The sequence below is a fragment of the Hydrogenophaga sp. T66 genome (assembly GCF_057219855.1).
In genome coordinates, this window is sequence record NZ_JBXVVX010000004.1 from 106991 (window position 1) to 131415 (window position 24425).

The window sequence follows — 24425 nt, forward strand, 5'->3', positions numbered from 1 at the left end:
TCACGCCATGAACATCCGCTGGCTGGGGCGCGTGGATTGCGCACCCACGATCGAAGCCATGCAGGCCTTCACCGCGGCGCGCGACGCAACGACGCCGGACGAACTCTGGGTCTGCGAACACCCGCCGGTCTTCACCCTCGGGCAGGCCGGACGGGCCGACCACCTGCTGGCGCCAGGCGACATCCCCGTGTTGCCGACCAACCGCGGCGGGCAGGTCACGTATCACGGGCCGGGCCAGGTGGTGGTGTACGCCCTGGTGGACCTTCAGCGCGCGGGCTACTACGTGAAGGAATACGTGTTCCGCATCGAAGGCGCGGTGATCCGCACGCTCGAAGCCCTGGGCGTGACCGGGCACCGCGTGGCCGGCGCGCCGGGGATTTATGTGCGGGTGGACGATCCGTTTGGCCACGCGCGGTTGCCGCAGGCGCCGGCGCGGCGGGAGCCGGGCAGTCCGGCACCGGCACCGGACTTCACCGGCGTGGGCAAGATCGCCGCGCTGGGCCTCAAGGTGAGCCGGCACTGCACGTACCACGGCGTGGCGCTCAACGTGGCCATGGACCTGGAGCCCTTCCGGCGCATCAACCCTTGCGGTTACGAGGGCTTGCGCACGGTGGACCTTTCTACAATCGGTGTGTCCGTGGCGTGGGACGACGCTGCGCGCCTGCTGAGTCAGAAGCTCGCTGCCGCGCTGTCACCCTGACCCGGCACCCACCCGCTGCGATCCGCGGCCACGAGCCGCCACCTGCCCATGAGCACCCCTCCGCCCGGCGCCCCCGCCTACGACCCCACCGTCAAACAGAAGAGCCAGGCCAAGACCGCGCGCATCCCCATCAAGGTGGTGCCCGGCGAGGTGCTGAAAAAGCCGGACTGGATCCGGGTGAAGGCCGGCAGCCCGACGACGCGCTTTTACGAGATCAAGGACATCCTGCGCACGAACAAGCTCGTCACGGTCTGCGAGGAAGCCTCGTGTCCGAACATCGGCGAGTGCTTCGGCAAGGGCACCGCCACCTTCATGATCATGGGCGACAAGTGCACGCGCCGCTGCCCGTTCTGCGACGTGGGCCATGGCCGGCCCGACCCGCTCGATGGGGACGAACCGCTGAACCTGGCCAAGACGATCGCGCAGCTCCAGCTCAAGTACGTGGTGATCACCAGCGTGGACCGCGACGACCTGCGTGACGGCGGCGCGGGCCATTTCGTCGAATGCATTCGCCAGACGCGCGCGCTGTCGCCGGACACGACCATCGAGGTGCTGGTGCCGGACTTCCGCGGGCGCGACGACCGGGCGCTGGAAATCCTCAAGGCCGCGCCGCCGGATGTGATGAACCACAACCTGGAAACCGTGCCGCGGCTGTACAAGGAAGCGCGCCCGGGCTCCGATTACGCGTTCAGCCTGAACCTGCTGAAGAAATTCAAGGCGCTGTTTCCGCACGTGCCCACCAAGAGTGGCCTGATGGTCGGCCTGGGCGAGACCGACGAGGAGATCCTGCAGGTGATGCAGGACATGCGCGCGCACGACATCGACATGCTGACCATCGGGCAGTACCTCGCGCCCAGCGGGCATCACCTGCCGGTGCGCCGCTATGTGCACCCGGACACCTTCAAGATGTTCGAGGCAAAGGCCTACGAGATGGGCTTCACCCACGCCGCGGTGGGCGCCATGGTGCGCAGCAGCTACCACGCCGACCAGCAGGCGCACGGCGTGCTGGCGAAGGCCGGCGCCTGACCGACCCCCAGCGACGTCACACGGCAGCAGACGCCGCTGGAACCGTGGCGCTCAGCCCGGTGTCGGCGCCCGCTGTCCCGCCGCCGCGGCGCTGCGACCAGTCCAGGATCTCCAGGCGACCGTCGGGGTGTTCGACGAGTGCGGTGAGACTCTCCACCCAGTCGCCGTCGTTGCAGTACAGGATGCCGCCGATCGTGCGCATCTCGGCGTGGTGGATGTGGCCGCACACCACGCCGTGCAGGCCCCGCTCGCGCGCTTCGCGCGCCACCGCTTCCTCAAAGTCGCTCACGTAGCTCACGGCCCGTTTGACCTTGAGCTTGAGGTAGCGCGACAGGCTCCAGTACGGCAGGCCGAGCCGCGCGCGCCAGGAGTTGAGGTGGCGGTTGACGCGCAGCGTGAGTTCGTAGGCCCAGTCGCCGACGTGGGCGAGCCACTTGGCACACTGGATCACGCCGTCGAAATGGTCGCCGTGCGTGACCCAGAGCAGACGGCCATCGGCGGTGCGGTGCACCGCGTCCTCCACCACATCCACGCCGCCGAAGTTGTGGTCGAGGTACTTGCGGGCGAACTCGTCGTGGTTGCCCGGCACGAACACCACGCGCGTGCCCTTGCGGGCCTTGCGCAGGAGCTTCTGCACCACGTCGTTGTGCGCCTGTGGCCAGTACCACTGCCGGCGCAGCTGCCAGCCGTCGATGATGTCGCCCACGAGGTAGAGCGTCTCGCATTCGACCTGCCGCAGGAAATCGAGCAGGGCCGCAGCCTGGCAGCCGGGTGTGCCCAGGTGCAGGTCAGAGATCCACACCGTGCGCACACGCCAGCGCCCCTGGGGCTCCAGCGCGGCGTCGGGGTCGGCCTCATCGGGGTCCACCGGACCCAGCAAGGGCAGCAGGTCGCGTCGCATGCAGGCAGTCTGGACGCGGCGGGCGACAGGCCGGTGAAGACGCCATGTCAGGCGGATGACAGGCGCATCAGCGGTTCGCCCATGCGCAGCACGCGACCGGGCACGATGCCCTCGACCAGCGACACGCCGGGCGGCGCGAACACGATGATGGTGGAGCCGTGCTCGAACCAGCCGAGTTCCTCGCCCTTGCGCACCGCCGCATCGCAGGGCATCTCGGTCGGGCCGTTCCAGCGCAGGTGCAGCAGGACATTGAGCGCATGCAGCCGGATGCTGGCCACCAGCACCGCCGCCACCGGCACCAGCGCCAGCGTGGGCCCGGCCGTGAGCCGCAGGCGCAACACGGCGCGCTCGTTGCGGCAGAACAGGCGCTGCACGCGGCGCAGCGCGATCGGGTTCACGTTCCACGCGTCCCCGGCGAGATAGGTCACGTGGTCGAGCCGTGCGTCCGCCGGGGCGTGGAAGCGGTGGTACATGGCCGAGGTCAGGCGCAGCGTGACAAAGCACCCGCCTTCAAACGGAGCGGCGCGGGCGGCCTCGCCAAACAGCTCGGCGGCGGCGTACGGGAAGCCCTTGGCCTGCCACACCTGGCCGGCCACCACCGGCCCGCAGGCGCCGACGATGGCGTCGCACGGGCTGGTGATGAGGCGCGGGTCGGGATCGACCGGGCGCGCGCCCGGCCGCAGCGCGCGGGTGAAGACGGCCTGCAGGCTGTCGTAGCGGGCCGGCGCGGCCTCGCTCAGGTCGAGGTCGGTGAACAGGCGCCACACGCGCAGCGCCAGCCGCACGAACCCGGGGTTGCGCCAGCGGCTCAGGCGACCCATCAGCCGCGTGGCGGCGATGCGCGGGATGCGGTTGGTCAGCAGGAAGTTGAGGTCCTCCTGCAGCAGCAGGCGGTCGCGCCAGCGGCGCCGGTGGGCGGGCGTTGGCGCGGGCATGGCCGGCGCCACGGAACTGTCGTCGAGCGGTCGTGAAGTCTTCACAGGCGTGTCAATCGCGGGCCATACAACGAGGCGGTCCTGGCCCAACCGACCGCCCCATGGAAACCTTCACCGTCACCACCCTCGCCCTCGCCGCGGCCGCGGCCGCCTTCGCGCCGCGCGCCGTGCGCCGCCTGGAGCTCTCGCTGGCCAAACACCGCTCGCTGACCGGGCATTCGCGCCTGGCCAAGCGCGTGGCGGCGCTGGTGCCGGGCTACGCGTACGACGAGGCGCGCTTCTTCAACGCCGACGGCGTGAGCCCCGCGGTGCAGGCGCGCCGGCGCGAGGGCTTCGCTCGGCTGGCGGCGCAGCTCAACGGCCGCCACGCCCGGTCCATCGCCTGGACCGACGCGGTGCGCGGCGGCATCGCCGATCTGCAGTTCACCGGTCGCTACCGCGTGCCCTTCCAGTTCAGCCCCTACCTGCGCGAGCGGCTGTCGGTGGGCGCGGTCGTGCAGCGCAGCAACGGCGTGACGCTGACCGACCTGGACGGCCAGCGCTTCTACGACCTCACCGGGTCGTACGGCGTGAACGTGTTCGGCCAGGACTTCTACAAGGCCTGCATCGCCGAGGGCAGCGCGCTCGTGGCCGAGCTGGGCCCGGTGCTGGGCAGCTACCACCCGGTGGTGGCCGACAACGTGGCGCGGCTGCGGGCGATCTCCGGGCTGGACGAGGTGTCCTTCCACATGTCGGGCACCGAGGCGGTGATGCAGGCGGTGCGGCTGGCGCGGTACCACACCGGCCGCCGCTACCTCGTGCGCTTCTGCGGCGCGTACCACGGCTGGTGGGAGGACGTGCAGCCCGGCCCGGGCAACCCGCTGCCGCCGGGCCACACCTACACCCTGGCCGACCTGAGCGAGCGCAGCCTGCGGGTGCTGGAGCGCCGCCGCGACATCGCCTGCGTGCTGATCAACCCGCTGCAGGCGTTGCACCCCAACGCGGCGGCGCCGGGCGACAGCGGTCTCATTGACAGCAGCCGCCGCGCCGGCGTGGACCGCGCGGCCTACACCGCGTGGCTGCACCGCCTGCGCGAGGTCTGCACGCGCCGCGGCATCGCGCTGATCTTCGACGAGGTGTTCGTCGGCTTCCGGCTGGCGCGCGGTGGCGCGCAGGAATACTTCGGCGTGCGGGCCGACCTGGTGACCTACGGCAAGACGCTCGGCGGCGGGCTGCCGGTGGGCGTGGTGTGTGGCCGGGCGGCCTGGATGCGGCGCTTCCGCGAGGACCGCCCGGCCGACATCTGCTTCGCCCGCGGCACCTTCAACGCCCACCCCTACGTGATGGGCGCGATGAACGCCTTCTTGCAGCGACTGGACACGCCGGCCGTGCGCGCGGTCTACCACGACCTCGACGCCAGCTGGGACCGCCGCGCCGCCGCGGTCAACGAGCGGCTGGCGCGCGCCGACCTGCCGCTGCGCGTGGCGCACCTGAGCAGCATCTGGACACTGACCTTCACCGAGCCCAGCCGCTACAACTGGATGCTGCAGTTTTACCTGCGCGCCGAAGGGCTGGCGCTGTCGTGGGTGGGCAGCGGGCGGCTGGTCTTCAGCCTCAACTACACCGACGCCGACATGACCGCGGTGGGCGAGCGCCTGGTGGCGGCAGCGCGGCGCATGGTGGAGGACGGCTGGTGGCGCGCCGATGCGGCGCTGCGCAGCAACCGCGACATCCGCCGCGGCGTTCTGCGCGAACTGCTCGCCCACGGCCTGCGGCCCCGCCGCTGACACCGCGGTGGACGGTGCCGCCTCCCGCGCACCGCCGGCCCACGCCGCGTGCCGGCCCATCAGCCGCGGCGCGCGTGGTCCATCGGGTCGATCATCTCGCCGCGCAGCAGGTGCAGCGGCGCGCGCCAGTACAGCATCACATCGTGGAAGGGGTCGGTGATGATCTTCGTGGCCCACACCAGCCCGGTGCGCAGCGATTGCGTGAGCGTGAGCTGCACCACGCGCAGCAGCAGCCCGGCCACGCCAAGCGCCAGCCACGCCATGCCCACGTCGTGCAGATAGCCGCGCGCGTCGGTGGCCGGCGCGATCAGTCCGCCCAGCGACGGCGCCAGCCACAGCGCCACCGGAATCGCCGCCCACGCGGCCATCAGCACCACCTTGCGGCGCAGGTTGTAGCCCACCTTGATCGCCTCCTTGTGTTCGTGCGTGGCCTGGTTCACCTCGTCATAGCCCTTCGGCTCAAAGAAGAAGTGACCGGCCTGCCGGGTGGTCATCGACACACCCCAGGCCAGGAGCGCGGCCAGGGCCGGGTCGACGAACAACAGCGCGTAGGCGGCGATGAAACACAGGGCGCTGATCAGGTGCAGCGACTGGTTGATGCGGCTGTGGTGGTAATAGCGGTGGTCGTCCCAGCGCTGGCGGGCGAGTTCCTCAAGCAGGTCGTTCACGGGTTCTCCTGTGGGCCAAGGGCGCGCCGGCACACGCCGGGCGGCGGCCATCGTGGAGCGAGCGCGTGAAAGCGGCGTGTCCGACGGATGACGTCGCGGCGACACGCCCGGTGGCCGGTCCGCTGAGCGGGCGCGCTGGCCGGACCCGTTGTCACGAAACCGTTGCACGCGCCGCGCAGCATCCGCGCCATGAGCCCTGCCCTCACCCGCTCCATGACCCGCCCCGTGATCCGTCCCCTGCGCCTGGCCGTGGTGACCGAAACCTTCCCGCCCGAGGTCAACGGCGTGGCCCTCACGCTGTCGCGCCTCGTCGCCGGCCTGCGCGAGCGCGGCCACACCGTCGAACTGGTGCGGCCCGACCAGGGCGAGCGCGATGTCGGCACGCCCGGTCTCGAAGAACACCGCGTGTCCAGCCTGCCGATCCCGCGCTACCCTCAGCTGCGGCTCGGCCTGCCCGCGGCCGGCCGGCTGCGGCGCCTGTGGACCGCGCAGCGGCCCGACCTCGTGCACGTGGTCACCGAAGGCCCGCTCGGCGCGTCGGCCGTGCGCGCGGCGCGGCGGCTCGGGCTGCCGGTGGTCTCGGACTTCCGCACCAATTTCCACGCCTACACCGGCCACTACGGCGTGGGCTGGCTGGCCGCGCCAATGGAGGCCTGGCTGCGCCGCCTGCACAACCGCACCGACCGCACCTTCGTGCCGACAGCGCGGCTGGCGGCCGAGCTGGGCGCCCGCGGCTTCGAGCGGCTGCGCGTGATTGGCCGAGGGGTGGACGCACAGCGCTTCGACCCGGCCCACCGCTGCCCGGCGCTGCGCGCGAGCTGGGGCGCCGACGAGCACACGCTGGTGGCGCTGTGCGTGGGGCGGCTCGCGCCCGAGAAAAACCTCGACACCGTGATCGATGCGTGGCGCGCCATGCAGCAGGTGCGCCCGGGCACGCGGCTGGTCCTGGTGGGCGACGGCCCGGAGGCGGCGCGGCTGCGCGCGCGCTGCCCGCAGGCCGTGTTCACCGGACCACTGCGCAGCGAGGCGCTGGCGCGGGCCTACGCCTCGGCCGACGTGTTCCTCTTCGCCAGCCTCACCGAGACCTTCGGCAATGTGGTGCCCGAGGCCATGGCCAGCGGGCTGGCGGTGGTCGCCTACGACCACGCCGCCGCCGCGACCCTGATCAGCCCCGCGCGCGATGGCCTGATCGCCCCGTCCGGCGACCGCGGCGCCTTCCTGCGCCTGGCGGTGCACGCGGCCGGCGACTTGCCCGGCGCGCAACGCCTGGGCCGCCACGCGCGCGCCACCGCGCAGGCCCTGGACTGGTCGCGCATCGTCGCCGCCCTCGAAGCGGAATACGCGGCCGTGCTGGCGGAGGCGGCGGTCCCACGCCCGACCGAAGGCGCCGCGGCCGCGGCCTGAGGCGGCGCGCCGGCCAGACCCGGCGTACACACCCGGCGTACAGTGCGCCGATGGCAACCCGCTCCACATCCTCGCCACCCACCGCCACCCTCGCCGTGCGCACCTACGGCGCCGCCCACGGCAGCCACGCCCACGACCATTTCCAGGTGCTCCTTGGCCTGGAGGGCACGCTGGAGCTGGAGGTCCAAGGGCGGGGACAGCGGGTGCGGCCGGGCGAGGGGCTGGTGGTGCCGCCCGGCGAGCGCCACGATTTCGAGGCCCGTGGCGGCGCGCGCTGCCTGGTGCTCGACACGGGCGACGACGGCTGGGCCCGCGTCGCCGGCCTCCCACCGGGCGGGGCCGCGGCGTCGCTGGCGCCCTACCTCGCGCAGGCGCTGGCGGCCGGTCTGCCGCAGGCCCGCGCGCTGGGGCCGGCGCTGCTGCTGGAGGCGTGGCTGCCGCCCGCGGCCGAATCGCCCCCGCGGGTGCGCCGCGCCATCGACTGGGACGCCCTCGCCCGCTGGGCCTGCCGGGAAGCCAGCGCGCCTCCCACCCTGGGCGAAATGGCCGCCCGCGTGCACCTCAGTCCGGCGCAACTCGTGGCGCGCTGCCGCGCCGAGCGTGGCCTGAGCCCGCAGGCCTGGCTGCGCGCGCAACGCCTGGTGGCCGCGCGGGCCCTGCGCGCCCAGGGCTGGCCGGTGGCCCGCGTGGCCGCGGCCGTCGGCTACCGCTCGCCCTCGGCGCTGACCGCGGCCCTGCGCCGCGACCTGCCCCCCGGCTGATACCGCCGACCCGTCGGGCGGGACGATCGACCCGCGAACTCTGCCGACCCGTCGGGCGCGACGATCGACCCGCAGACCCTGCCAACCCGTCGGGCGCGACGATCGACCCGCCGGGGGCGACGGTGCCCTGCGCTACCCTCGCCGCCATGAACGCCAACCTGCTGGCCCTCGGCGCGATCGCGCTGTGGGCGTCCCTCGCCGCCTTGGGCGTGGCCCTGTCCCACGTGCCGCCCTTTCTGCTCACCGGCCTCGGGCTGCTGGTGGGCAGCGTGATCGCGCTGCCCCTGGCGCGCTTCGACCTGCGGCAGTGGCGCGTGCCACCGTCCACGCTGGCGCTGGGCGTGTACGGCCTGTTCGGCTTCCACTTCCTGTTGTTCATCGCGCTGCGCCACGCGCCACCGGTGCAGGCCAACCTGGTCAACTACCTGTGGCCGCTGGGGATCGTGGTGATGGCGCCGCTGTTCCTGCCCGGGGTGACGCTGGCGCGGCGCCACGTCGTGGCGGCCCTGGTGGGCTTCGCCGGCGCGGCGCTGGCGATTCTGGGCGGCGGTGGTGACACCGCAGACGCCCCGCGCTGGGCCTGGGGCTACCTGCCCGCGCTGGGCTCGGCCTTCATTTGGGCGAGCTACTCGCTGCTCACGCGCCGCGTGCGCGCCTTCCCCACGGCCGCCATTGGCGGCTTTGCGCTGGTCTCCGGCGCGCTCTCGCTGGCCTGCCACGCGCTGCTGGAGCCGGCGGTCGCGCTCTCGGCGCGCGACCTCGCGCTGATCGCGGTGCTCGGCCTGGGACCGCTCGGCGGCGCGTTTTTCCTGTGGGACGCAGCCCTCAAGCGCGGCGATGCCCGGCAGATCGGCGTGCTGAGTTTCCTCACGCCGCTGCTGTCCACGCTCACCCTGCTGGCGATGCGCGGCGAGTGGCCGGGGCCGGCCGTCGTGATCGCTGCGCTCATGATCGTCGGCGCCGCCATCGTGGCCACCCGCGGCGACTGAGCGCCGTCCGGCCACCCACGCCACAACAGCGCCTGGGCGCCTGACGATCCGGCGCCGGGCCGCCCCCAGCCGGCGCAGCCCCCGAGGGCCTGCGCCCCGCGGCTCTTGGCCTGCCTGCGCAGGTCAGCACGGGGCGAAGAGGCGCTGACGCCGGCAGCGCCGCGGCGGAGCGTGGGGGCTTCCGGTTCGGCCGCTGGGCCGCCCCAAGGCCGAACGCGCCCCCTCGGGGGGCAGCGACCCGCGCAGCGGCGGAGCGTGGGGGCATTAATCCCCCAACAGGCTCGCCGGTTCGTCGCTGGCGAGCACGCTTTGCGCCCAGGCGGCGAGTTTGGTGGTGTCGCTGCGCAGGATCTGCTGTTTGACCGACAGGATCTGCGAGGGGTGCATGGAGAAGCTGCGCAAGCCCAGACCCAGCAACAGGCGGGTCATGGCCACGTCGCCGGCCATCTCACCACACACGCTCACGCCCTTGCCCAGCGCGCGCGCCTGGGCGATGGTGCTGGCGATGAGCTGCAACACCGCCGGATGGGCGGGGTCGTACAGGTGGGCCACGGCCTCGTCGGCGCGGTCAATGGCGAGCGTGTACTGGATCAGGTCGTTCGTGCCGATGGACAGGAAGTCGAAATGGCGCAGAAACAGCGGAATGGTCAGCGCGGCCGCCGGCACCTCGATCATCGCGCCGAGCTTGACCGGGCCATGCGGCTGGACGGCGGCATCGAGCTGTTCGCGCGCGCGATCCACCAGCGCGAGTGTCTGGCGGATCTCGCTGGCGTGGGCCAGCATCGGGATGAGCAGGTGCACCGGGCCGTGGGCGGCCGCGCGCAGGATGGCGCGCAGCTGCGCGAGGAACATGGCCGGGTCGGCCAGGCTCCAGCGGATCGCGCGCAGGCCCAGCGCGGGGTTGAGGTGGTCGTCGTTGCGCGCGCTGCCGCGGTCGAGCGGTTTGTCCGCGCCGACGTCCACGGTGCGGATGGTCACCGGCAGGCCCTGCATGCCGTCGACCGCCGCGCGGTAGGCACGGTACTGCTCTTCTTCGTCGGGCAGGGCGCCGTTGCGGCCCATGAATAGAAACTCGCTGCGGAACAGCCCGACACCCACCGCCCCCGCCTTGAGCGCGGCGGCGGCGTCGGCCGGCTGCTCGATGTTGGCCAGCAGCTCGATGCGCTGGCCGTCCAGCGTGACGGCGGGCGTGTTTTTCAGACGCGCCAGGCGCTCGCGCTCGATGGCGTTCTGCCGCTGCTTGAAGCCGTACTCATCGCGCACGATGGGCGACGGATCGACGATCACGACGCCGGCGTCGCCATCGATGATGACCCAGTCGTCCTGGTTGATGAGGTGGCTGGCCGATCGCGCGCCGACCACGGCGGGGATGTCCATGCTGCGCGCCACGATGGCGGTGTGGCTGGTTTTGCCGCCAACGTCGGTGACGAAGCCGGCGAAGACGCTTTGCTTGAACTGCAGCATGTCGGCCGGCGACAGGTCATGCGCAATCAGGACCAGCGGCTCTTCACCGGCCGCCGTGGCCGGAGCGGGCGCGGCGATCGCGCTGGCGCCGCCGCGCATGACGCGCAGCATGCGCTCGACCACCTGCTCCAGATCGGCCTTGCGCTCGCGCAGGTAGGGGTCCTCCATCTCGTCGAACTGGCGCGCGACGATCTCCAGCTGCGTGGTCAGGGCCCACTCGGCGTTGTAGTGGCGCTCGGTGATCCAGTGCTTGACGCCGCCGGTGAGCTGCTCGTCCTGCAGCAGCATGAGGTGCACATCCAGCAGCGCGTTGAGTTCGGGGTGGGCGTCGTGGGCGCCGGGCTCCAGCAGCGTCTGCTGCACGCGCTCGATCTCCCGCACCACGGCGTCGCGCGCGGTGCGCAGCCGCTCGATCTCGGCCTCCACCCGATCGGCCGCCACAAAGTAGTGGGCCACGTCCACGCGGCTCGATGCCACGATCACCGCCCGCCCCATGGCCACGCCGCGCGAGACAGCCAGTCCGTGCACCGAGAAGGTCATGGCCGGCGCGCTCCGGGGAAGGGGGCGGCGCGGCGGCTCATTCGCCCTCGCCGAACTTGTCGTTGATGAGCGCGAGCAGCGCGTCCATCGCGGCCTGCTCGTCGGCGCCGCTGGTTTCGATCTCGATGGTGCTGCCCAGGCCGGCGGCCAGCATCATCACGCCCATGATGCTCTTGGCGTTGACGCGGCGCTCGCCCCGGGACAGCCATACATCGCTGGCGAAGCTGCCGGCGAGTTTGGTCAGCTTGGCCGAGGCGCGCGCGTGCAGGCCGAGCTTATTGCTGATGGTCGCGGTGGTCTTGATCATGGGTGGCTCGTCGGGCCTGGTTCTGGGGAGCGGTCACGGCGACCTGGATCACGCCCTGCGTGGCGCCGATGAGGGCGCGCGACACCAGGGCGTCCAAGGATTCGTGGCGGTACGACACGGTGCGCAGCAGCATCGGCAGGTTGGCGCCGGTGATGAGCTTGCTGGTCACGCCATCGACCAGCCGCTGGGCCACGTTGCACGGCGTGGCGCCGAACACATCGGTGACGACCAGCGTCTGCGGGCGGCCCATCTGCCGCAGCAGCAGCCGGGCCTGCGCCAGCGACTCCTCCGGCGGCACGTTGGGCATCACGTCGAGCGCCGCGATCCCGTCAGCCGCGTCGGGGAAGACGTGCAGCACGCACTGGCGCAGGGCCGAGGCCAGCGGGGCGTGCGCGATCACCAGGATGCCGTTCATGGCGGCAAGTTTAGCCGTGGCTCCTGCCCGCGCGCTGACGCCGCCACAGCACAAGGAAACGCAGGTAGGCCAGCGCGCTGGCCACGCCGAACACCGCGATCGCGCCGCGCAGGCGCGTGGGCGTATCCCAGCCCAGCGCGCTGAACGCGTCGGCCAGCAGACCAATGCTCCATTGCACGATGAACACACCGAGGAAGATCGCCAGGTTGTAGGCCGACAGCGCCCGACCGGCCGCCGCGCTGGGCAGCGCCAGCGCCACCGCCGGCTGCGACAGCGCCACCACCGTGCAGCTCATGCAGAACAGCGCCCACAGGGGCCAGCCCGCCCGCGGCCCGAGCCACACGATCACCACCAGCAACACCAGACTGAGCGGCAGCCACCGCGCGATCAGGTCCTCGGGCCGGTGGCCGGCGCGCGCCAGCCGCGGGTTGACCACGCCCCAGAGCCAGAAGGTGGCGAGCATGGCCAGGTTGATGCCGAACAGCCCGGTGGCGGCCTGCGCCGGCGTCTGGCCGCCGACCTGGACCAGCCACGGGCCGGCCCACAGCGTCTGCACCGCGATCATGCCGCCGTAGTTCACCAGCCCCAGCGGGAGAAGTTGCTGGAAATACGGGTGGCGCCAGACCAGGCCATAACCCGCGGGCGTGGTGTCCGGCGCTGCCCCGGGCTCGTCCGCCGGGCGCGACCACGCGGGCACGGTCCAGGCCAGCACCGCCATCGCCAACACGAACAGCAGCGCCAGCCCCCAGAACAGCCCGCGCCAGCCCAGCATCGGCATCAGCCACTGCACCGGCAAGGTGGCCGCCACCATGCCAAAGGAGCCGGTCATCAGCATCCACGAGTTCGCGCGCAGCTGCGTGGCTGGCGCCAGCCAGCGGCGGTACCCGGTCAGCGGCGCCATCAGGCAGGCGCTCACGCCCATGCCGGCCAGCACCCGCGCGGCGAGCAGGCCGGTGAAACTGCTGGCCAGCGCGAAGGCCACGCAGCCCGCCACCGCCAGCGTGAGAAAACCCAGCACCACGCGGCGCGGCCCATGGCGGTCCAGCCACTGGCCCAGCGGCAGCTGCGTGGCCGCGAAGCCGAGGAAATAGCCGCCGGCGAGCAAGCCGAGGTCACCGGCCGACAGGCCGAACTCGGCGCTCAGCGTGGGCGACAGGGTGGCGGTGATCGCGCGCAGCAGCGCCGACAGAAAGTAGGCCAGCGCGAACGCGAAGAAGACGATGACGGCAGCGCGCGGGGCGAGCGCGCCGTCGGGACCGGCGGTGCTCATGGCAGGCTGAGCCCGTCGAAGAAGGTGGTGCTCACCTCGTCGGGAATCGCCGGCCCGTAGATGGCGCCCTGATAAAGCTGCCCGCCGCGGCGGGCGTAGACCGCCTGCATCACCACGTCGCGGCCGTCGGGGGTGCGCCCACGGGCGCGCAGGCCCTGCGCGTCGGGAGCGCCCTTGACGCGCGGCGCGAAGGACGGGGCGTTGGGGGCGGCGTCGGGCGTGCCCTGGATGGTGCTCAGCGCGCCCTGCCGCCACTGGTCCAGCGCGGCGGCGGCGTCGCTGCCGTCGGGCAGCGCCACCCAGGCCACGGCGAAGGTCAGGCCACCGGCCTGGCAACTGTGCATGGTCAGCGTGGCCGCGGCGGTCGGCAGGCCCAGCGGCACCGGCCGCGCCGCGCTTTCGGCCTTGCAGGGCATGAGCGCCTGCAGCGGCGTGCCTTCCACGCGCAACTGGCGCCAGTTGTAGGTGGGGCTGCAGGCGGCCAGCGTGACGGCGGCCAGGGTCACGGCGGCGGCCGCGGCGATCGGACGGAAGGGCATGGCGGTGAACAAGCGGCGTCGCGCGGGCGGCGGCGGGAACACCGGCACTCAAGCACAATGCCCGCATGAATGCTCTGGATGGTATCCGCATACTCGACTGCTCCCGCGTGCTGGCCGGACCGTGGTGCACGCAAACCCTGGCCGACCTGGGCGCCGACGTGGTGAAGGTGGAGCGTCCGCCGGGATCGAATCACCCCGGGGGCGACGACACGCGCGGCTGGGGCCCGCCGTTTTTGCGCGGACGCGACGGGCAAGACACCGCCGAGGCCGCCTACTACCTGGGCGCCAACCGCAACAAGCGCTCGATCACCTGCGACCTGGCCACACCAGCGGGGCAGGCACTGATCCGCCGGCTGGCCGCGCAGGCGGACGTGTTCGTGGAGAACTACAAGGTCGGCGACATGGCCCGCTACGGGCTGGATTACCCCTCGCTGCGGGCCATCAATCCCCGGCTCGTGTACTGCTCCATCACCGGCTTCGGCCAGACCGGCCCCTACAAGGACCGCGCCGGTTACGACTACGCCGTGCAGGGCATGGGCGGGCTGATGAGCGTGACCGGCGAGCGCGACGACCTGCCGGGCGGCGGGCCGCAGAAGGTCGGGGTCGCGGTGGCCGACCTGTTCACCGGCCTGTACGCCACCGTGGCGATCCAGGCCGCGCTGCGCCACGCCGAACGCACCGGCGAAGGCCAGCACATCGACATGGCGCTGCTGGACACGCAGGTGGCGATGCTGGCCAACCTGGGCGCGAACTACCTGGTGCGCGGGCGGGCGGACGGCGTGGTGCCCGGTCGGGCCGGCAACGCCCATGCCAACATCGTTCCTTACCAGGTGTTCGAGGTGGCGCCCGACACGCAGGGAGCGCCGCAACACATCATCCTGGCCGTTGGCAACGACAGTCAGTTCGCCAAGTTCTGTGAAGTGGCGGGGCGGCCGGAGATCGCGGCCGACGAGCGCTTCGCCCGCAACCAGAATCGCGTGCGCCACCGGGCGGTGCTGGTGCCGATGCTCGAAGCGCTGATGAAGACGCGCGGCAAGGCCGAGTGGCTGGCCGCGCTGGAGGCGGCCAAGGTGCCCTGCGGGCCGATCAACAACCTCGCCGAGGTGTTTGCCGACCCCCATGTGCGCGAGCGCGGCATGGTGCAAGCGTGGTCGCACCCGCTGGCCGGATCGCCGGTGGAGCTGGTGGCCAGCCCGCTCAAGCTCAGCGCCACGCCCGTGCGCGCCGACCGACCACCGCCGCTGCTGGGCGAGCACACCGGCGAGGTGCTGGCCGATTGGCTGGGGCTGGACGGCGCCGCGGTGGATGCGCTGCGCGCCGACGGCGCGGTCTGAGCGCCCGCGCGATCAGCCGGGCCTCACTTGAGCGCGCCGAAGACCTTCTGCAGGATCGCACTGCCGCTGCCCACCGGGTCCTGGCGAATCTTGCGCTCTTCGTCGCCGATGATGGTGTACAGGCCATCGAGCGACTTGCCGGTGACGTAGCGCTGGATATTGGCGTCTTCTTTTTTGACCAGACCGATGCCCGCCGCCTTGCCGGCGACCTGGTTGTATTTCTGCGCCAGACCGACTTTCTCCGTGGCCTTCGTGACGACGGGCAGGAAACGCTCGGTCAGCGGCGAGCGCGTTTTGTCGGCAAAGAAGCGGGTCACGGCATCCTCACCCCCGGTGAGGATGCCTTTGGCGTCGCTCACGCTCATCGACTTCACGGCGTTCACCAGCAGGTCGCGCGCCATCGGCACCGCCGCCTCGGCCGCGCGGTTCATGCTGGTCACCAGCTCGTCCACCTTGGGCCCCTGGCCGGTGAGCTTGAGCAACTTGGAGGCGTCTTCGAGGTAGCCCGGCAGGGGAATTCGAACTTTCGGGTTTCCTAGGAATCCATCCGGGCGTCCGAGCAGCGCCACCGCGGCCAGCGTCCCCTTCTCCAAAGCGGTTTTGATGCCCTTGCTTGCGTCCCCCTCGCTCAGGTCGGCCAGCGACAAGGCCCAGGCCTGGCGATGGGCCGCGGCGACGATCAGGCCAAGGGCGAAGGTGTGCTGGGTAAACTGGCGGCGCTGCATGGTGTGGTCCTCCCGACGGCTCGGCCGTCGATGCGTGATGGCGAGGCACTGTAGCCCCGGGAACCGGAAATGACAACGCAACGCAACGATCCTTCTTCGTATGTGCTCAGCCCGCCCCGCCGTCGGGTGCTGCAAGGCGCGGCGGCCGCGGTCGGCGGTCTGGCGCTGGCCAGCCTGACCGGGTGTGGCACGCGCGATGAAGCGCCGGCTTCAAATTTCCTGTTGCTCGATGGGCGGCGCGTGGCAGCCAGCGAGCTGCGCGGCAAGGTGACCCTGGTCAATTTCTGGGCCACGACCTGCGTGAGCTGCGTGAAGGAAATGCCCGATCTCGTGGCCACTTATCAGAAGTTCGCCGCGCGCGGCTACGAGACGATCGCGGTGGCGATGAGCTACGACCCGCCGCAGTGGGTGCAGAACTTCGCGCAGACGCGGCAACTGCCGTTCAAGGTGGCGCTGGACAGCACCGGCGAGATTGCCCAGGCGTGGGGCGATGTGAAGCTCACGCCGACCACCTATGTGGTGGACAAGGAATGGCGCATCGTCAAGCGCTATGTGGGCGAACCGGAGTTCGCCGCGCTGCATGAGCTGATCGAGAAGCTGCTGGCCGCGTGAGACCGGGGCCAGGCCCCGGCGGCGACGTGAGCGTCAGTCCTTGCGGAAGTTGTCGTGGCAGGCCTTGCACGACTGGCCGGCGGCGCCGAACGCGGTCTTGATGGCGTCGAGGTTGCCGGTCTTGGCCGCGGCGTTGAGCTTGCCGACCTCGGCCACCATCTTGTCGGACGCCGCCTTGTACTTGGCCTGCTCGGTCCAGATGGCCGGCAGGGCGCGGGTGTCGCCCTTGTCGGTGCCGGGACCGAAGGCGTCCCACGGCAGCGTGGCCAGCGTGTTCACGATCTCGGCGTTCTCGGCGGCCACCTTGGCGTCGAACGGCACACGGCCGTTGGCCATGGCGCCCAGGCGGCTGAAATGGGCGGCCATCACGGTGAACGTGGCCTTGCGGTACTTGATGGCGTCCTCGGGCTTCTGGAACTGCGCGGCGGCGGGCAGGGCCACGGCGGCGGCCGCGAAAGCCAGGGAGAGCGTGATGAGTCGGCGCATCGGAAAACTCCTTGATGGGGTGACGGGGGTCGGCATATTCTCAGGCAGTACAGTCTGTGCCTCCCCGGGGTATGCCCGGTGAATCCGCCCGCATGCCCGACCGCGCCGCTCGGACTCTTGCCGCCCAACGCCCTCGCCCACACCGCCATGTCCAAGCCATCCACCTCGCTGCGCGTCTGGGATCTGCCCACCCGCGTGTTTCACATCTTGTTGTTGCTGTGCGTCCTGGGACTGGTGATCACCGGCAAGGTGGGCGGCAACTGGATCGAATGGCACGCCCGGCTTGGCACGGCGGTGTTGGCCTTGCTGGTGTGGCGGCTCGTGTGGGGCTTGGTGGGCGGTCGCTGGTCGCGGTTCGTCCATTTCATCTACGCGCCGCGGTCGGTCGTGGCCTACCTGCGCGGGCGCGCACCGCTGGCCCACCGCGTGGGCCACAACCCGCTGGGCGCGTTGTCGGTGTTTGCGTTGCTGGGCGTTTTGCTGGTGCAGGCTTTGACCGGGCTGTCCAGTGACGACGAGATCGCGTTCGCCGGCCCGCTGGTCGCGCACCTGCCGGGCAGCTGGGTCTCTGCGGCCACCAGCTGGCACAAAGACGAGGGCCAGCTGCTGGTGCTGGGGCTCATCGGGCTGCACGTGCTGGCCATCCTCGTCTACCGCGTGGTGAAGGGCGAGCGCCTGGTCGGTGCCATGCTTCACGGCGACAAGGTGGTGGATGAACCCCTCCCGCCGTCCCGCGACGACGCCATGACCCGGCTGGGAGCGCTCGTCCTGCTGGGCGTGTGCGGCGGCGCGGCCGCGGCGGTGTGGCGGCTGGGAGCGCCCGGGTGGTGAGGCACGCCCGCCCGTTCGAGGGCCGTGCATCCGCCCGCGGCTATAGTGGCGGTCCCCATGAGCGCTGACTCTGCGTCCCACCTGCCCTCGATCGAGCTCCGCGAGGTGTCGAGCGCCGCCGACCTTGCGGTGGCGCGTTCGCTGTTCGAGGACTACCAGGCCTCGCTGGACATCGACCTGTGTTTTCAGGGCTTCCAAGCGGAACTCGACACCCTGCCGGGGGCGTACGCGGGTCCGCTGGGCACGCTGGTGGTGGCCTGGGTGGACGGTGAAGCCGCGGGCTGTTGCGCGCTGCGCCCCTTGCCCACCGCCGACCACCCCAACGCGGCCGAGATGAAGCGGCTGTTTGTGCGGCGGGCGTTCCGCGGTTTCGGGTTGGGCCGCCAATTGGCCGAGCGCGTGATGACCCACGCCCGTCTGGCCGGTTTTCACTGCGTGTTGCTCGACACGCTCAACGACATGGAAGCCGCGCGCGCTTTGTACGAAGACATGGGCTTCGTCGAGGTCGCGCCCTACTACCACAACCCCATTCCGGGTGCCCACTACCTCAAGGCCGATCTCGACTGATCGGTCGTGAGGCCGGGTGGCGGCGTCACCACCCGGGGGGAGGGATGGCAGGCGGTGGGACCGCCTGCGCTTACTGGCCCTTGGCCTGGGCCAGCAGCGTCGCCGCGTCGCTCACCTCGAACTTGCCCGGCCCTTCGATGTTCAGCGTCTTGACCACGCCGTCCTTGACCAGCATCGAGTAGCGGTTGCTGCGCAGGCCCATGCCGCGGGCGGTCAGGTCCAGGGTGAGTCCCGTGGCCTGGGTGAACGCGGCGCTGCCGTCGCCAAGCATGCGGACCTTGCCATCGGTTTTCTGGTCACGGGCCCAAGCCCCCATCACGAAGGCGTCGTTGACGCTAATGCACCAGATCTCGTCCACCCCGGCAGCCCGGAAGTCGGCGGCGTGCTGCACAAACCCCGGCACATGCTTGGCCGAACAGGTGGGCGTGAAGGCGCCGGGCAGTGCAAAGATCGCGATGGTCTTGCCAGCCGTGGCTTTGTGCACGTCCACCGGGTTGGGGCCGATGCTGCATCCGTTGCCTTCGACTTCGACGTATTCCATCAGGGTGGCGCTGGGCAGCTTGTCGCCGACTTGAATCATGGGGGGTCTCCTCGGGTGTGGGTGAAAGGGATGGGCGGCTCAGGGCGCCCAGAAAAGAAAAAGCGACCGATTGTCGGTCGCTTTTTCAATGGGCGCTGACGACAGCGGCGGACGGGCTTACACCAGGGCCGCTTTTTGCACCAGGCGGCTGGCCACCCAGTTCTTGGTCTTCGACAGCGGACGGCTCTCGGTGATCTCGATCACATCGCCCATCTTGTACTCGCCGTTCTCATCGTGGGCGTGGTACTTGCTGGACTTGATCACGATCTTGTCGTAGATCGGGTGCTTCACGCGGCGCTCGACCAGGACCGTGACGGTCTTGGCGCGCTTGTCGCTCACCACCTTGCCGACCAGGGTGCGCTTGAGGGCGGTTTTGGCTTCGGTCATGGTTGGCTCCTTACTTGGCGGCGGCGCGCTGCTTCTCGGCCAGGATGGTCTTGGCACGGGCAATGGCGCGGCGGGTGTCGCCCAGCGTGGCGGTGTTGTTGAGTTGTTGCGTGGCCTTCTGCATGCGCAGGCCGAAATGGGCCTTTTGCAGCGATTTCACTTCCGCCTCGAGGGCGGCCACGTCCTTCTGGCGCAGTTCAGCAGTTTTCATCGATGTTCTCCTGAATCACTGGCCCAGCAGGCGCGTCACGAAGGTGGTGCGCAGCGGCAGTTTGGCGGCGGCCAGGGCAAACGCCTCGCGGGCGAGCTGCTCAGGCACCCCCACGATCTCGTAAAGCACCTTGCCGGGCTGGATCTCAGCCACGTAGTACTCCACCGAGCCTTTGCCGTTGCCCATACGGACCTCGGCCGGCTTGTTGGAGATCGGCTTGTCGGGGAACACGCGGATCCAGATGCGACCACCGCGCTTGACGTGGCGCGAAATGGCGCGACGGGCGGCTTCGATCTGGCGCGCCGTGAGGCGGCCGCGGTCGGTGGATTTCAGACCGAAGTCGCCGAAGGCCACCGAGGTACCGCTGGTGGCGATACCCGTGTTACGGCCTTTCTGCTCCTTGCGGTACTTGCGACGGGCAGGTTGCAACATGTTTATTCTCCTTTGCCGTCCGCAGCTGCAGATGCGGGTGCGTCTTTGCGAACGCGCTTAACGGCGGGTTTGCTGTCACCACCCGTGGCTTCGGCAGGCTTGTCGCTGCCATCGGCCGGGGCGGCATTGGCGCCAGGACGGCGCACGGCGGCGCGAGCGGCCGGGCCAGCGGGACGCTCGGCACGGTCACGGCGCGGTCCGCGCGGGCGGCGCTCTTCTTCAGCGCGGGGTTCGGCCACCACGGGCGCGTCGTTGCGGCCCAGGGTGTCGCCCTTGTAGACCCACACCTTCACGCCAATGACGCCGTAGGTGGTCTTGGCTTCCGAGAAACCGTAATCGATGTCGGCGCGCAGCGTGTGCAGCGGCACACGGCCTTCGCGGTACCACTCGGTGCGGGCAATTTCGATGCCGTTCAGACGACCGGCGCTCATGATCTTGATGCCCTGGGCACCCAGGCGCATGGCGTTCTGCATGGCGCGCTTCATGGCGCGGCGGAACATGATGCGCTTTTCCAGCTGTTGGGTGATCGAGTCGGCGATCAGCTTAGCATCGATTTCGGGCTTGCGCACTTCCTCGATGTTGACGGCCACCGGCACGCCCAGTTTGGCGGCCAGGTCCTTCTTCAGCTTCTCGATGTCCTCGCCCTTCTTGCCGATCACCACGCCCGGACGAGCCGAGTAGATGGTGATGCGGGCGTTCTTGGCGGGGCGCTCGATGACGACGCGGGACACCGCGGCGTTCTTCAGCTTGCCCTTGAGGTACTCACGCACCTTGATGTCTTCGGCCAGCATGCCCGCGAAATCGCGGTTGCTGGCGTACCAGCGGCTGGCCCAGTTGCGGCTGACGGCCAGACGGAAGCCGGTCGGGTGGATTTTTTGTCCCATGGTCCAGTGCCTCTCAGTTGCCGACCGTCACATAGATGTGACACGTGGGTTTGCTGATGCGGTTACCGCGGCCTTTGGCGCGGGCCGCAAAACGCTTGAGCGTGGTGCCTTGCTCGACGTAGATGGTCTTGACCTTCAGTTCGTCGATGTCGGCGCCGTCGTTGTGCTCGGCGTTGGCAATGGCGGACTCCAGAGCCTTCTTCACGATGCCGGCGGCCTTCTTCTGGGTGAAGGTCAGGATGTTCAGGGCCTGGTCGACCTTCTTGCCACGAATCAGGTCGGCAACCAGTCGGCCCTTGTCCACCGACAGGCGCACGCCGCGAACGACAGAGCGGGTTTCAGTAGTCATGGTGGTTCCTTACTTCTTGGCCTTCTTGTCGGCCGGGTGGCCCTTGAAGGTGCGCGTCAGCGAAAACTCGCCGAGCTTGTGGCCGACCATCTGGTCGGTGATGTACACCGGCACGTGCTGCTTGCCGTTGTGCACGGCAATGGTCAGACCGATGAACTCGGGCAGGATCATGGAGCGGCGCGACCAGGTCTTGACCGGCTTCTTGTCCTTGGTGGCCTGGGCCTTCTCGACCTTGGCCATCAGGTGGTGGTCGACGAACGGACCTTTTTTGAGCGAACGAGTCATGAGGTCAACCCCTTACTTCTTGCGACGCGAGACGATCATGGTCTGCGTGCGGCGGTTGTTGCGGGTGCGGTAACCCTTGGTCAGGTTGCCCCACGGATCCACCGGCGCACGGCCTTCGCCCGTCTTGCCTTCACCACCACCGTGCGGGTGGTCGATCGGGTTCATCGCGGTACCGCGGACGGTCGGGCGGATGCCCATGTGACGCTTCACACCGGCCTTGCCGATCTGGCGCAGGCTGTGTTCGGTGTTGGACACCTCACCGATGGTGGCGCGGCAGTCCACGTGGATCTTGCGCACTTCGCCCGAGCGCATGCGCACCTGGGCATACACACCTTCGCGGGCCAGCAGCACCGCGGAGGCACCGGCGGAACGCGCGATCTGCGCGCCTTTGCCGACCTGCAGCTCGATGCAGTGAATGGTCGAACCCACCGGGATGTTGCGGATCGGCAGGGTGTTGCCCACGCGGATCGGCGACTCGGCGCCCGACAACAGCGTGGCACCCACCTCAACGCCACGCGGGGCGATGATGTAGCGGCGCTCACCGTCGGCGTAGCACAGCAGCGCGATGTGCGCCGTGCGGTTCGGGTCGTATTCGATGCGCTCGACCTTGGCCGGGATGTTGTCCTTGTTGCGGCGGAAGTCGACCACGCGGTAGTGGTGCTTGGCACCACCGCCCTTGTGGCGCACGGTGATGTGACCGTTGTTGTTGCGACCCGACTTCTGGTGCTGAGGCTCCAGCAGCGGCGCGTAGCCCGAGCCCTTGTGCAGGGTCTCGCGCGTGACCTTCACCATGCCGCGACGGCCTGGCGAGGTCGGTTTCATCTTGATGACTGCCATGATTACGCGGCCTCCCCACCGAAGTTGAGTTCCTGACCCGGCATCAGCGTCACGTAGGCCTTGCGCACGTGATCACGGCGGCCGACGGTCTTGCCAAAACGCTTGGTCTTGCCCTTCTGGTTGACCACCGACACACCCTTGACCTGCACCTTGAACATCAGCTCAACGGCGGCCTTGATTTCGGGTTTCGTGGCGTCGCGCAGCACCTTGAACAGCACGGCGTTGGTCTTCTCGGCGACCTGGGTGGCTTTCTCGGACACGATCGGTGCCACGAGGACCTGCATCAGGCGGCCTTCGTCGAATTGGGTCGTGCTCATGCGTACATCTCCTTGAGCTGGTCGATCGCGGCCTTGGTCACGATCACCTTCTTGTAGTGCACCAGCGACAGCGGATCGGCGTAACGCGGCTCCACCACCAGCACGTTGGGCAGGTTGCGGGAGGCCAGGTACAGGTTCTCGTCCACCTCGTCGGCAATCACCAGCACCGAGTTCAGGTTCATGGCCTTGAACTTGGCGGCGAGCTGCTTGGTCTTGGGCGAGTCCACCTTGATCGACTCGACCGCCGCCAGGCGGCCCTCGCGAACCAGCTGGGACAGGATCGACGCCATGCCGGCGCGATACATCTTCTTGTTCAGCTTCTGGCTGAAGTTTTCGTCCGGGCTGTTCGGGAAGATCCGACCGCCCCCGCGCCACAGCGGCGAGGACGTCATACCGGCACGGGCGTTGCCGGTGCCCTTCTGCTTGAACGGCTTCTTGGTCGAGTGCTTGACCATCTGACGGTCTTTTTGCGCACGCGTGCCTTGACGGGCGTTCGCCTGATAAGCCACCACCAGCTGGTGGATCAGGGCTTCGTTGTAATCACGACCGAACACGGTGTCCGGCACGTCCAGCTTGGACGCGGCCTGGCCCTGGTCGTTCAGGAGTTCGACTTGCATCAGTTCGCTCCTTGGGCGGGTTGAGCCTTGACGGCGGGACGCACGGTCACGAAGCCGCCCTTGGCGCCGGGCACGGCACCGCGGATCAGCAGCAGCTGGCGCGCCTCGTCCACGCGGACGACGTCGAGGTTCTGGATGGTTTTGGTGACGTCGCCCATGTGGCCCGTCATCTTCTTGCCCGGGAACACGCGACCCGGATCCTGGGCCATCGAGATGGAGCCCGGGACGTTGTGCGAGCGGCTGTTGCCGTGCGAGGCGCGCTGCGAACCGAAGTTGTGGCGCTTGATGGTGCCGGCGAAGCCTTTACCGATGGAGGTGCCTTGCACGTCGACCTTCTGGCCGGCGGCAAACAGGTCTTGCGCGGGCACCGTGGCGCCGGCAGCGTACTTGCCGGCGACGTCAGCAGCGACGCGGAATTCCTGGATGATTTCGCCCGGCTCGACACCGGCTTTGGCGAGATGACCGGCCACCGGCTTCGTGATGCGCGAGGCGCGGCGCTTGCCGAACGTGACCTGCAGCGCGTCGTAGCCGTCGTTGGCCTGCGTCTTGACCTGGGTCACGCGGTTGTTGGACACGTCCACCACCGTGACGGGCACAGCGTCCCCGTCATCGGTGAACAGGCGCATCATGCCCACCTTGCGGCCCAACAACCCGAGGGAGTTGCTCAGACTCATTGTTTTCTCCGTTCCCGACTTCAATTGGCCGGGGCTGATGGTGCGAGGCCTCAAGGGCTTCGCGTTGGGGTGCCGGGCGGCGAACCGCCCGCTCGAACAAACTCATCCGGCCCAAAAGCCGGAAAGCCCGCCAGTATAGCGGGCCCCATCTGCCGTGGCAAGCGCCGCCGGACGCAGGTCCGGCGGGCTATGGCATCACTGCAGCTTGATTTCGACGTCGACGCCCGCGGGGAGGTCCAGCTTCATGAGGGCGTCAACCGTCTTGTCGGTCGGGTCGACGATGTCCATCAGACGCTGGTGGGTGCGGATTTCGAACTGGTCGCGGCTGGTCTTGTTGACGTGCGGCGAGCGCAGGATGTCGAAACGCTTCATGCGGGTCGGCAGGGGCACGGGGCCCTTGACGATCGCGCCGGTGCGCTTGGCGGTGTCGACGATCTCGGCGGCCGAGGTGTCGATCAGTTTGTAGTCAAACGCCTTGAGGCGGATGCGGATTTTTTGCTTCGTGGACATGCGAGTAACTCCTGGATGGTTCGGTCTGGGCCGGTTCGCGCAGACGGCGGCCGGCCCGGCCTGAATTACTCGATGATCTTGGCCACGACGCCGGCGCCGACG

32 protein-coding genes are annotated in these 24425 nt (G+C 69.8%); 10 read left to right on the forward strand and 22 right to left on the reverse strand.

Annotated elements, in window-relative coordinates; genetic code table 11:
* Positions 1–7: 7 nt before the first annotated feature.
* Both lipB and lipA read left to right on the forward strand, forming a co-directional pair.
* Positions 8–700: a lipoyl(octanoyl) transferase LipB gene (gene lipB / locus AC2D80_RS14245; protein ID WP_484633695.1), complete on the forward strand. Its 693-nt coding sequence runs from the start codon at positions 8–10 to the stop codon at positions 698–700.
* Between the two features lie 48 nt (positions 701–748).
* Positions 749–1726, forward strand: coding sequence for a lipoyl synthase (gene lipA, locus AC2D80_RS14250; protein ID WP_484633696.1), 978 nt, complete (start codon positions 749–751; stop codon positions 1724–1726).
* 16 nt (positions 1727–1742) lie between these two features.
* Here the strand turns inward: lipA and AC2D80_RS14255 are convergent, their stop codons facing one another.
* On the reverse strand, positions 1743–2627 hold the full coding sequence (locus AC2D80_RS14255; protein WP_484633697.1) for a UDP-2,3-diacylglucosamine diphosphatase: 885 nt from the start codon (positions 2625–2627) through the stop codon (positions 1743–1745).
* Between the two features lie 47 nt (positions 2628–2674).
* The gene (gene asd, locus AC2D80_RS14260) at positions 2675–3607 is read right to left on the reverse strand and encodes an archaetidylserine decarboxylase (protein ID WP_484633698.1); all 933 of its coding nucleotides are present in this window, start codon (positions 3605–3607) and stop codon (positions 2675–2677) included.
* Positions 3608–3663: 56 nt separating this feature from the next.
* Between asd and AC2D80_RS14265 the strand changes: the two genes are divergently transcribed.
* Entirely contained in the window at positions 3664–5328 is a 1665-nt protein-coding gene (locus AC2D80_RS14265; protein ID WP_484633699.1) for an aminotransferase class III-fold pyridoxal phosphate-dependent enzyme, read from the forward strand.
* 59 nt (positions 5329–5387) lie between these two features.
* Here AC2D80_RS14265 and AC2D80_RS14270 read toward each other — a convergent pair whose 3' ends face one another.
* The gene (locus tag AC2D80_RS14270; protein ID WP_484633700.1) at positions 5388–5996 is read right to left on the reverse strand and encodes a hypothetical protein; all 609 of its coding nucleotides are present in this window, start codon (positions 5994–5996) and stop codon (positions 5388–5390) included.
* Between the two features lie 189 nt (positions 5997–6185).
* Here AC2D80_RS14270 and AC2D80_RS14275 point away from each other — a divergent pair, with 189 nt between their 5' ends.
* The 3 genes from AC2D80_RS14275 (at position 6186) to AC2D80_RS14285 (ending at position 9150) form a co-directional block, all read left to right on the forward strand.
* Complete coding sequence (locus tag AC2D80_RS14275) at positions 6186–7400, forward strand: glycosyltransferase family 4 protein (RefSeq protein ID WP_484633701.1); 1215 nt, start codon at positions 6186–6188, stop codon at positions 7398–7400.
* A gap of 50 nt (positions 7401–7450) precedes the next feature.
* The gene (locus tag AC2D80_RS14280; RefSeq protein ID WP_484633702.1) at positions 7451–8161 is read left to right on the forward strand and encodes a helix-turn-helix transcriptional regulator; all 711 of its coding nucleotides are present in this window, start codon (positions 7451–7453) and stop codon (positions 8159–8161) included.
* A 146-nt stretch (positions 8162–8307) separates the two neighbouring features.
* Entirely contained in the window at positions 8308–9150 is an 843-nt protein-coding gene (locus AC2D80_RS14285; protein ID WP_484633703.1) for a DMT family transporter, read from the forward strand.
* 264 nt (positions 9151–9414) lie between these two features.
* Here the strand turns inward: AC2D80_RS14285 and ptsP are convergent, their stop codons facing one another.
* Genes ptsP through AC2D80_RS14310 form a run of 5 tightly spaced genes read right to left on the reverse strand, consistent with a single transcriptional unit; the run spans position 9415 to position 13685 of the window.
* Positions 9415–11154: a phosphoenolpyruvate--protein phosphotransferase gene (gene ptsP / locus AC2D80_RS14290; protein ID WP_484633704.1), complete on the reverse strand. Its 1740-nt coding sequence runs from the start codon at positions 11152–11154 to the stop codon at positions 9415–9417.
* A gap of 37 nt (positions 11155–11191) precedes the next feature.
* Entirely contained in the window at positions 11192–11461 is a 270-nt protein-coding gene (locus tag AC2D80_RS14295; RefSeq protein ID WP_484633705.1) for an HPr family phosphocarrier protein, read from the reverse strand.
* Complete coding sequence (locus AC2D80_RS14300) at positions 11430–11876, reverse strand: PTS sugar transporter subunit IIA (RefSeq protein ID WP_484633706.1); 447 nt, start codon at positions 11874–11876, stop codon at positions 11430–11432. The genes AC2D80_RS14295 and AC2D80_RS14300 overlap by 32 nt, the downstream gene beginning before the upstream one ends.
* A gap of 10 nt (positions 11877–11886) precedes the next feature.
* Complete coding sequence (locus AC2D80_RS14305; RefSeq protein WP_484633707.1) at positions 11887–13146, reverse strand: MFS transporter; 1260 nt, start codon at positions 13144–13146, stop codon at positions 11887–11889.
* Complete coding sequence (locus AC2D80_RS14310) at positions 13143–13685, reverse strand: hypothetical protein (RefSeq protein WP_484633708.1); 543 nt, start codon at positions 13683–13685, stop codon at positions 13143–13145. Before AC2D80_RS14310 ends, AC2D80_RS14305 begins: the two co-directional genes overlap by 4 nt.
* 65 nt (positions 13686–13750) lie before the next feature.
* On the opposite strand from AC2D80_RS14310, the gene AC2D80_RS14315 reads away from it, so the two are divergent.
* The gene (locus AC2D80_RS14315; RefSeq protein WP_484633709.1) at positions 13751–15019 is read left to right on the forward strand and encodes a CaiB/BaiF CoA transferase family protein; all 1269 of its coding nucleotides are present in this window, start codon (positions 13751–13753) and stop codon (positions 15017–15019) included.
* Positions 15020–15042: 23 nt separating this feature from the next.
* On the opposite strand, the gene AC2D80_RS14320 is transcribed toward AC2D80_RS14315, so the two are convergent.
* Positions 15043–15744: a DUF4197 domain-containing protein gene (locus tag AC2D80_RS14320; RefSeq protein WP_484633710.1), complete on the reverse strand. Its 702-nt coding sequence runs from the start codon at positions 15742–15744 to the stop codon at positions 15043–15045.
* Positions 15745–15813: 69 nt separating this feature from the next.
* Here AC2D80_RS14320 and AC2D80_RS14325 point away from each other — a divergent pair, with 69 nt between their 5' ends.
* Positions 15814–16356, forward strand: a complete 543-nt coding sequence (locus AC2D80_RS14325) for a peroxiredoxin family protein (protein ID WP_484633711.1) — start codon at positions 15814–15816, stop codon at positions 16354–16356.
* A gap of 33 nt (positions 16357–16389) precedes the next feature.
* Here the strand turns inward: AC2D80_RS14325 and AC2D80_RS14330 are convergent, their stop codons facing one another.
* Positions 16390–16842 (reverse strand): c-type cytochrome, encoded by a 453-nt coding sequence (locus tag AC2D80_RS14330; RefSeq protein ID WP_484633712.1) that lies wholly within the window; start codon positions 16840–16842, stop codon positions 16390–16392.
* A gap of 147 nt (positions 16843–16989) precedes the next feature.
* Here AC2D80_RS14330 and AC2D80_RS14335 point away from each other — a divergent pair, with 147 nt between their 5' ends.
* Both AC2D80_RS14335 and AC2D80_RS14340 read left to right on the forward strand, forming a co-directional pair.
* Entirely contained in the window at positions 16990–17673 is a 684-nt protein-coding gene (locus tag AC2D80_RS14335) for a cytochrome b/b6 domain-containing protein (RefSeq protein WP_484633713.1), read from the forward strand.
* Between the two features lie 57 nt (positions 17674–17730).
* Entirely contained in the window at positions 17731–18240 is a 510-nt protein-coding gene (locus AC2D80_RS14340) for a GNAT family N-acetyltransferase (RefSeq protein ID WP_484633714.1), read from the forward strand.
* Between the two features lie 70 nt (positions 18241–18310).
* Here AC2D80_RS14340 and AC2D80_RS14345 read toward each other — a convergent pair whose 3' ends face one another.
* From AC2D80_RS14345 to rpsJ, 12 genes are all read right to left on the reverse strand, one after another.
* Positions 18311–18820 (reverse strand): redoxin family protein, encoded by a 510-nt coding sequence (locus AC2D80_RS14345; RefSeq protein WP_484633715.1) that lies wholly within the window; start codon positions 18818–18820, stop codon positions 18311–18313.
* 117 nt (positions 18821–18937) lie between these two features.
* On the reverse strand, positions 18938–19207 hold the full coding sequence (gene rpsQ, locus AC2D80_RS14350; protein ID WP_484633716.1) for a 30S ribosomal protein S17: 270 nt from the start codon (positions 19205–19207) through the stop codon (positions 18938–18940).
* 10 nt (positions 19208–19217) lie between these two features.
* Entirely contained in the window at positions 19218–19418 is a 201-nt protein-coding gene (rpmC, locus tag AC2D80_RS14355; RefSeq protein WP_484633717.1) for a 50S ribosomal protein L29, read from the reverse strand.
* A 15-nt stretch (positions 19419–19433) separates the two neighbouring features.
* Complete coding sequence (rplP, locus tag AC2D80_RS14360; RefSeq protein ID WP_484633718.1) at positions 19434–19850, reverse strand: 50S ribosomal protein L16; 417 nt, start codon at positions 19848–19850, stop codon at positions 19434–19436.
* A gap of 2 nt (positions 19851–19852) precedes the next feature.
* Positions 19853–20734: a 30S ribosomal protein S3 gene (gene rpsC / locus AC2D80_RS14365; protein ID WP_484633719.1), complete on the reverse strand. Its 882-nt coding sequence runs from the start codon at positions 20732–20734 to the stop codon at positions 19853–19855.
* Between the two features lie 13 nt (positions 20735–20747).
* Positions 20748–21083 (reverse strand): 50S ribosomal protein L22, encoded by a 336-nt coding sequence (rplV, locus tag AC2D80_RS14370; protein ID WP_484633720.1) that lies wholly within the window; start codon positions 21081–21083, stop codon positions 20748–20750.
* A gap of 9 nt (positions 21084–21092) precedes the next feature.
* Positions 21093–21368 (reverse strand): 30S ribosomal protein S19, encoded by a 276-nt coding sequence (rpsS, locus tag AC2D80_RS14375; RefSeq protein ID WP_484633721.1) that lies wholly within the window; start codon positions 21366–21368, stop codon positions 21093–21095.
* A 12-nt stretch (positions 21369–21380) separates the two neighbouring features.
* Positions 21381–22205 carry a 50S ribosomal protein L2 gene (gene rplB, locus AC2D80_RS14380; protein WP_484633722.1) on the reverse strand — a complete coding sequence of 275 codons (825 nt, stop codon included), beginning with the start codon at positions 22203–22205 and terminating at the stop codon, positions 21381–21383.
* A 2-nt stretch (positions 22206–22207) separates the two neighbouring features.
* Entirely contained in the window at positions 22208–22522 is a 315-nt protein-coding gene (gene rplW / locus AC2D80_RS14385) for a 50S ribosomal protein L23 (RefSeq protein WP_484633723.1), read from the reverse strand.
* Complete coding sequence (gene rplD, locus AC2D80_RS14390; protein WP_484633724.1) at positions 22519–23139, reverse strand: 50S ribosomal protein L4; 621 nt, start codon at positions 23137–23139, stop codon at positions 22519–22521. Before rplD ends, rplW begins: the two co-directional genes overlap by 4 nt.
* Entirely contained in the window at positions 23139–23813 is a 675-nt protein-coding gene (rplC, locus tag AC2D80_RS14395; RefSeq protein WP_484633725.1) for a 50S ribosomal protein L3, read from the reverse strand. The genes rplD and rplC overlap by 1 nt, the downstream gene beginning before the upstream one ends.
* Before the next feature lie 195 nt (positions 23814–24008).
* Complete coding sequence (gene rpsJ / locus AC2D80_RS14400) at positions 24009–24323, reverse strand: 30S ribosomal protein S10 (RefSeq protein ID WP_291136521.1); 315 nt, start codon at positions 24321–24323, stop codon at positions 24009–24011.
* Positions 24324–24425: the final 102 nt, after the last annotated feature.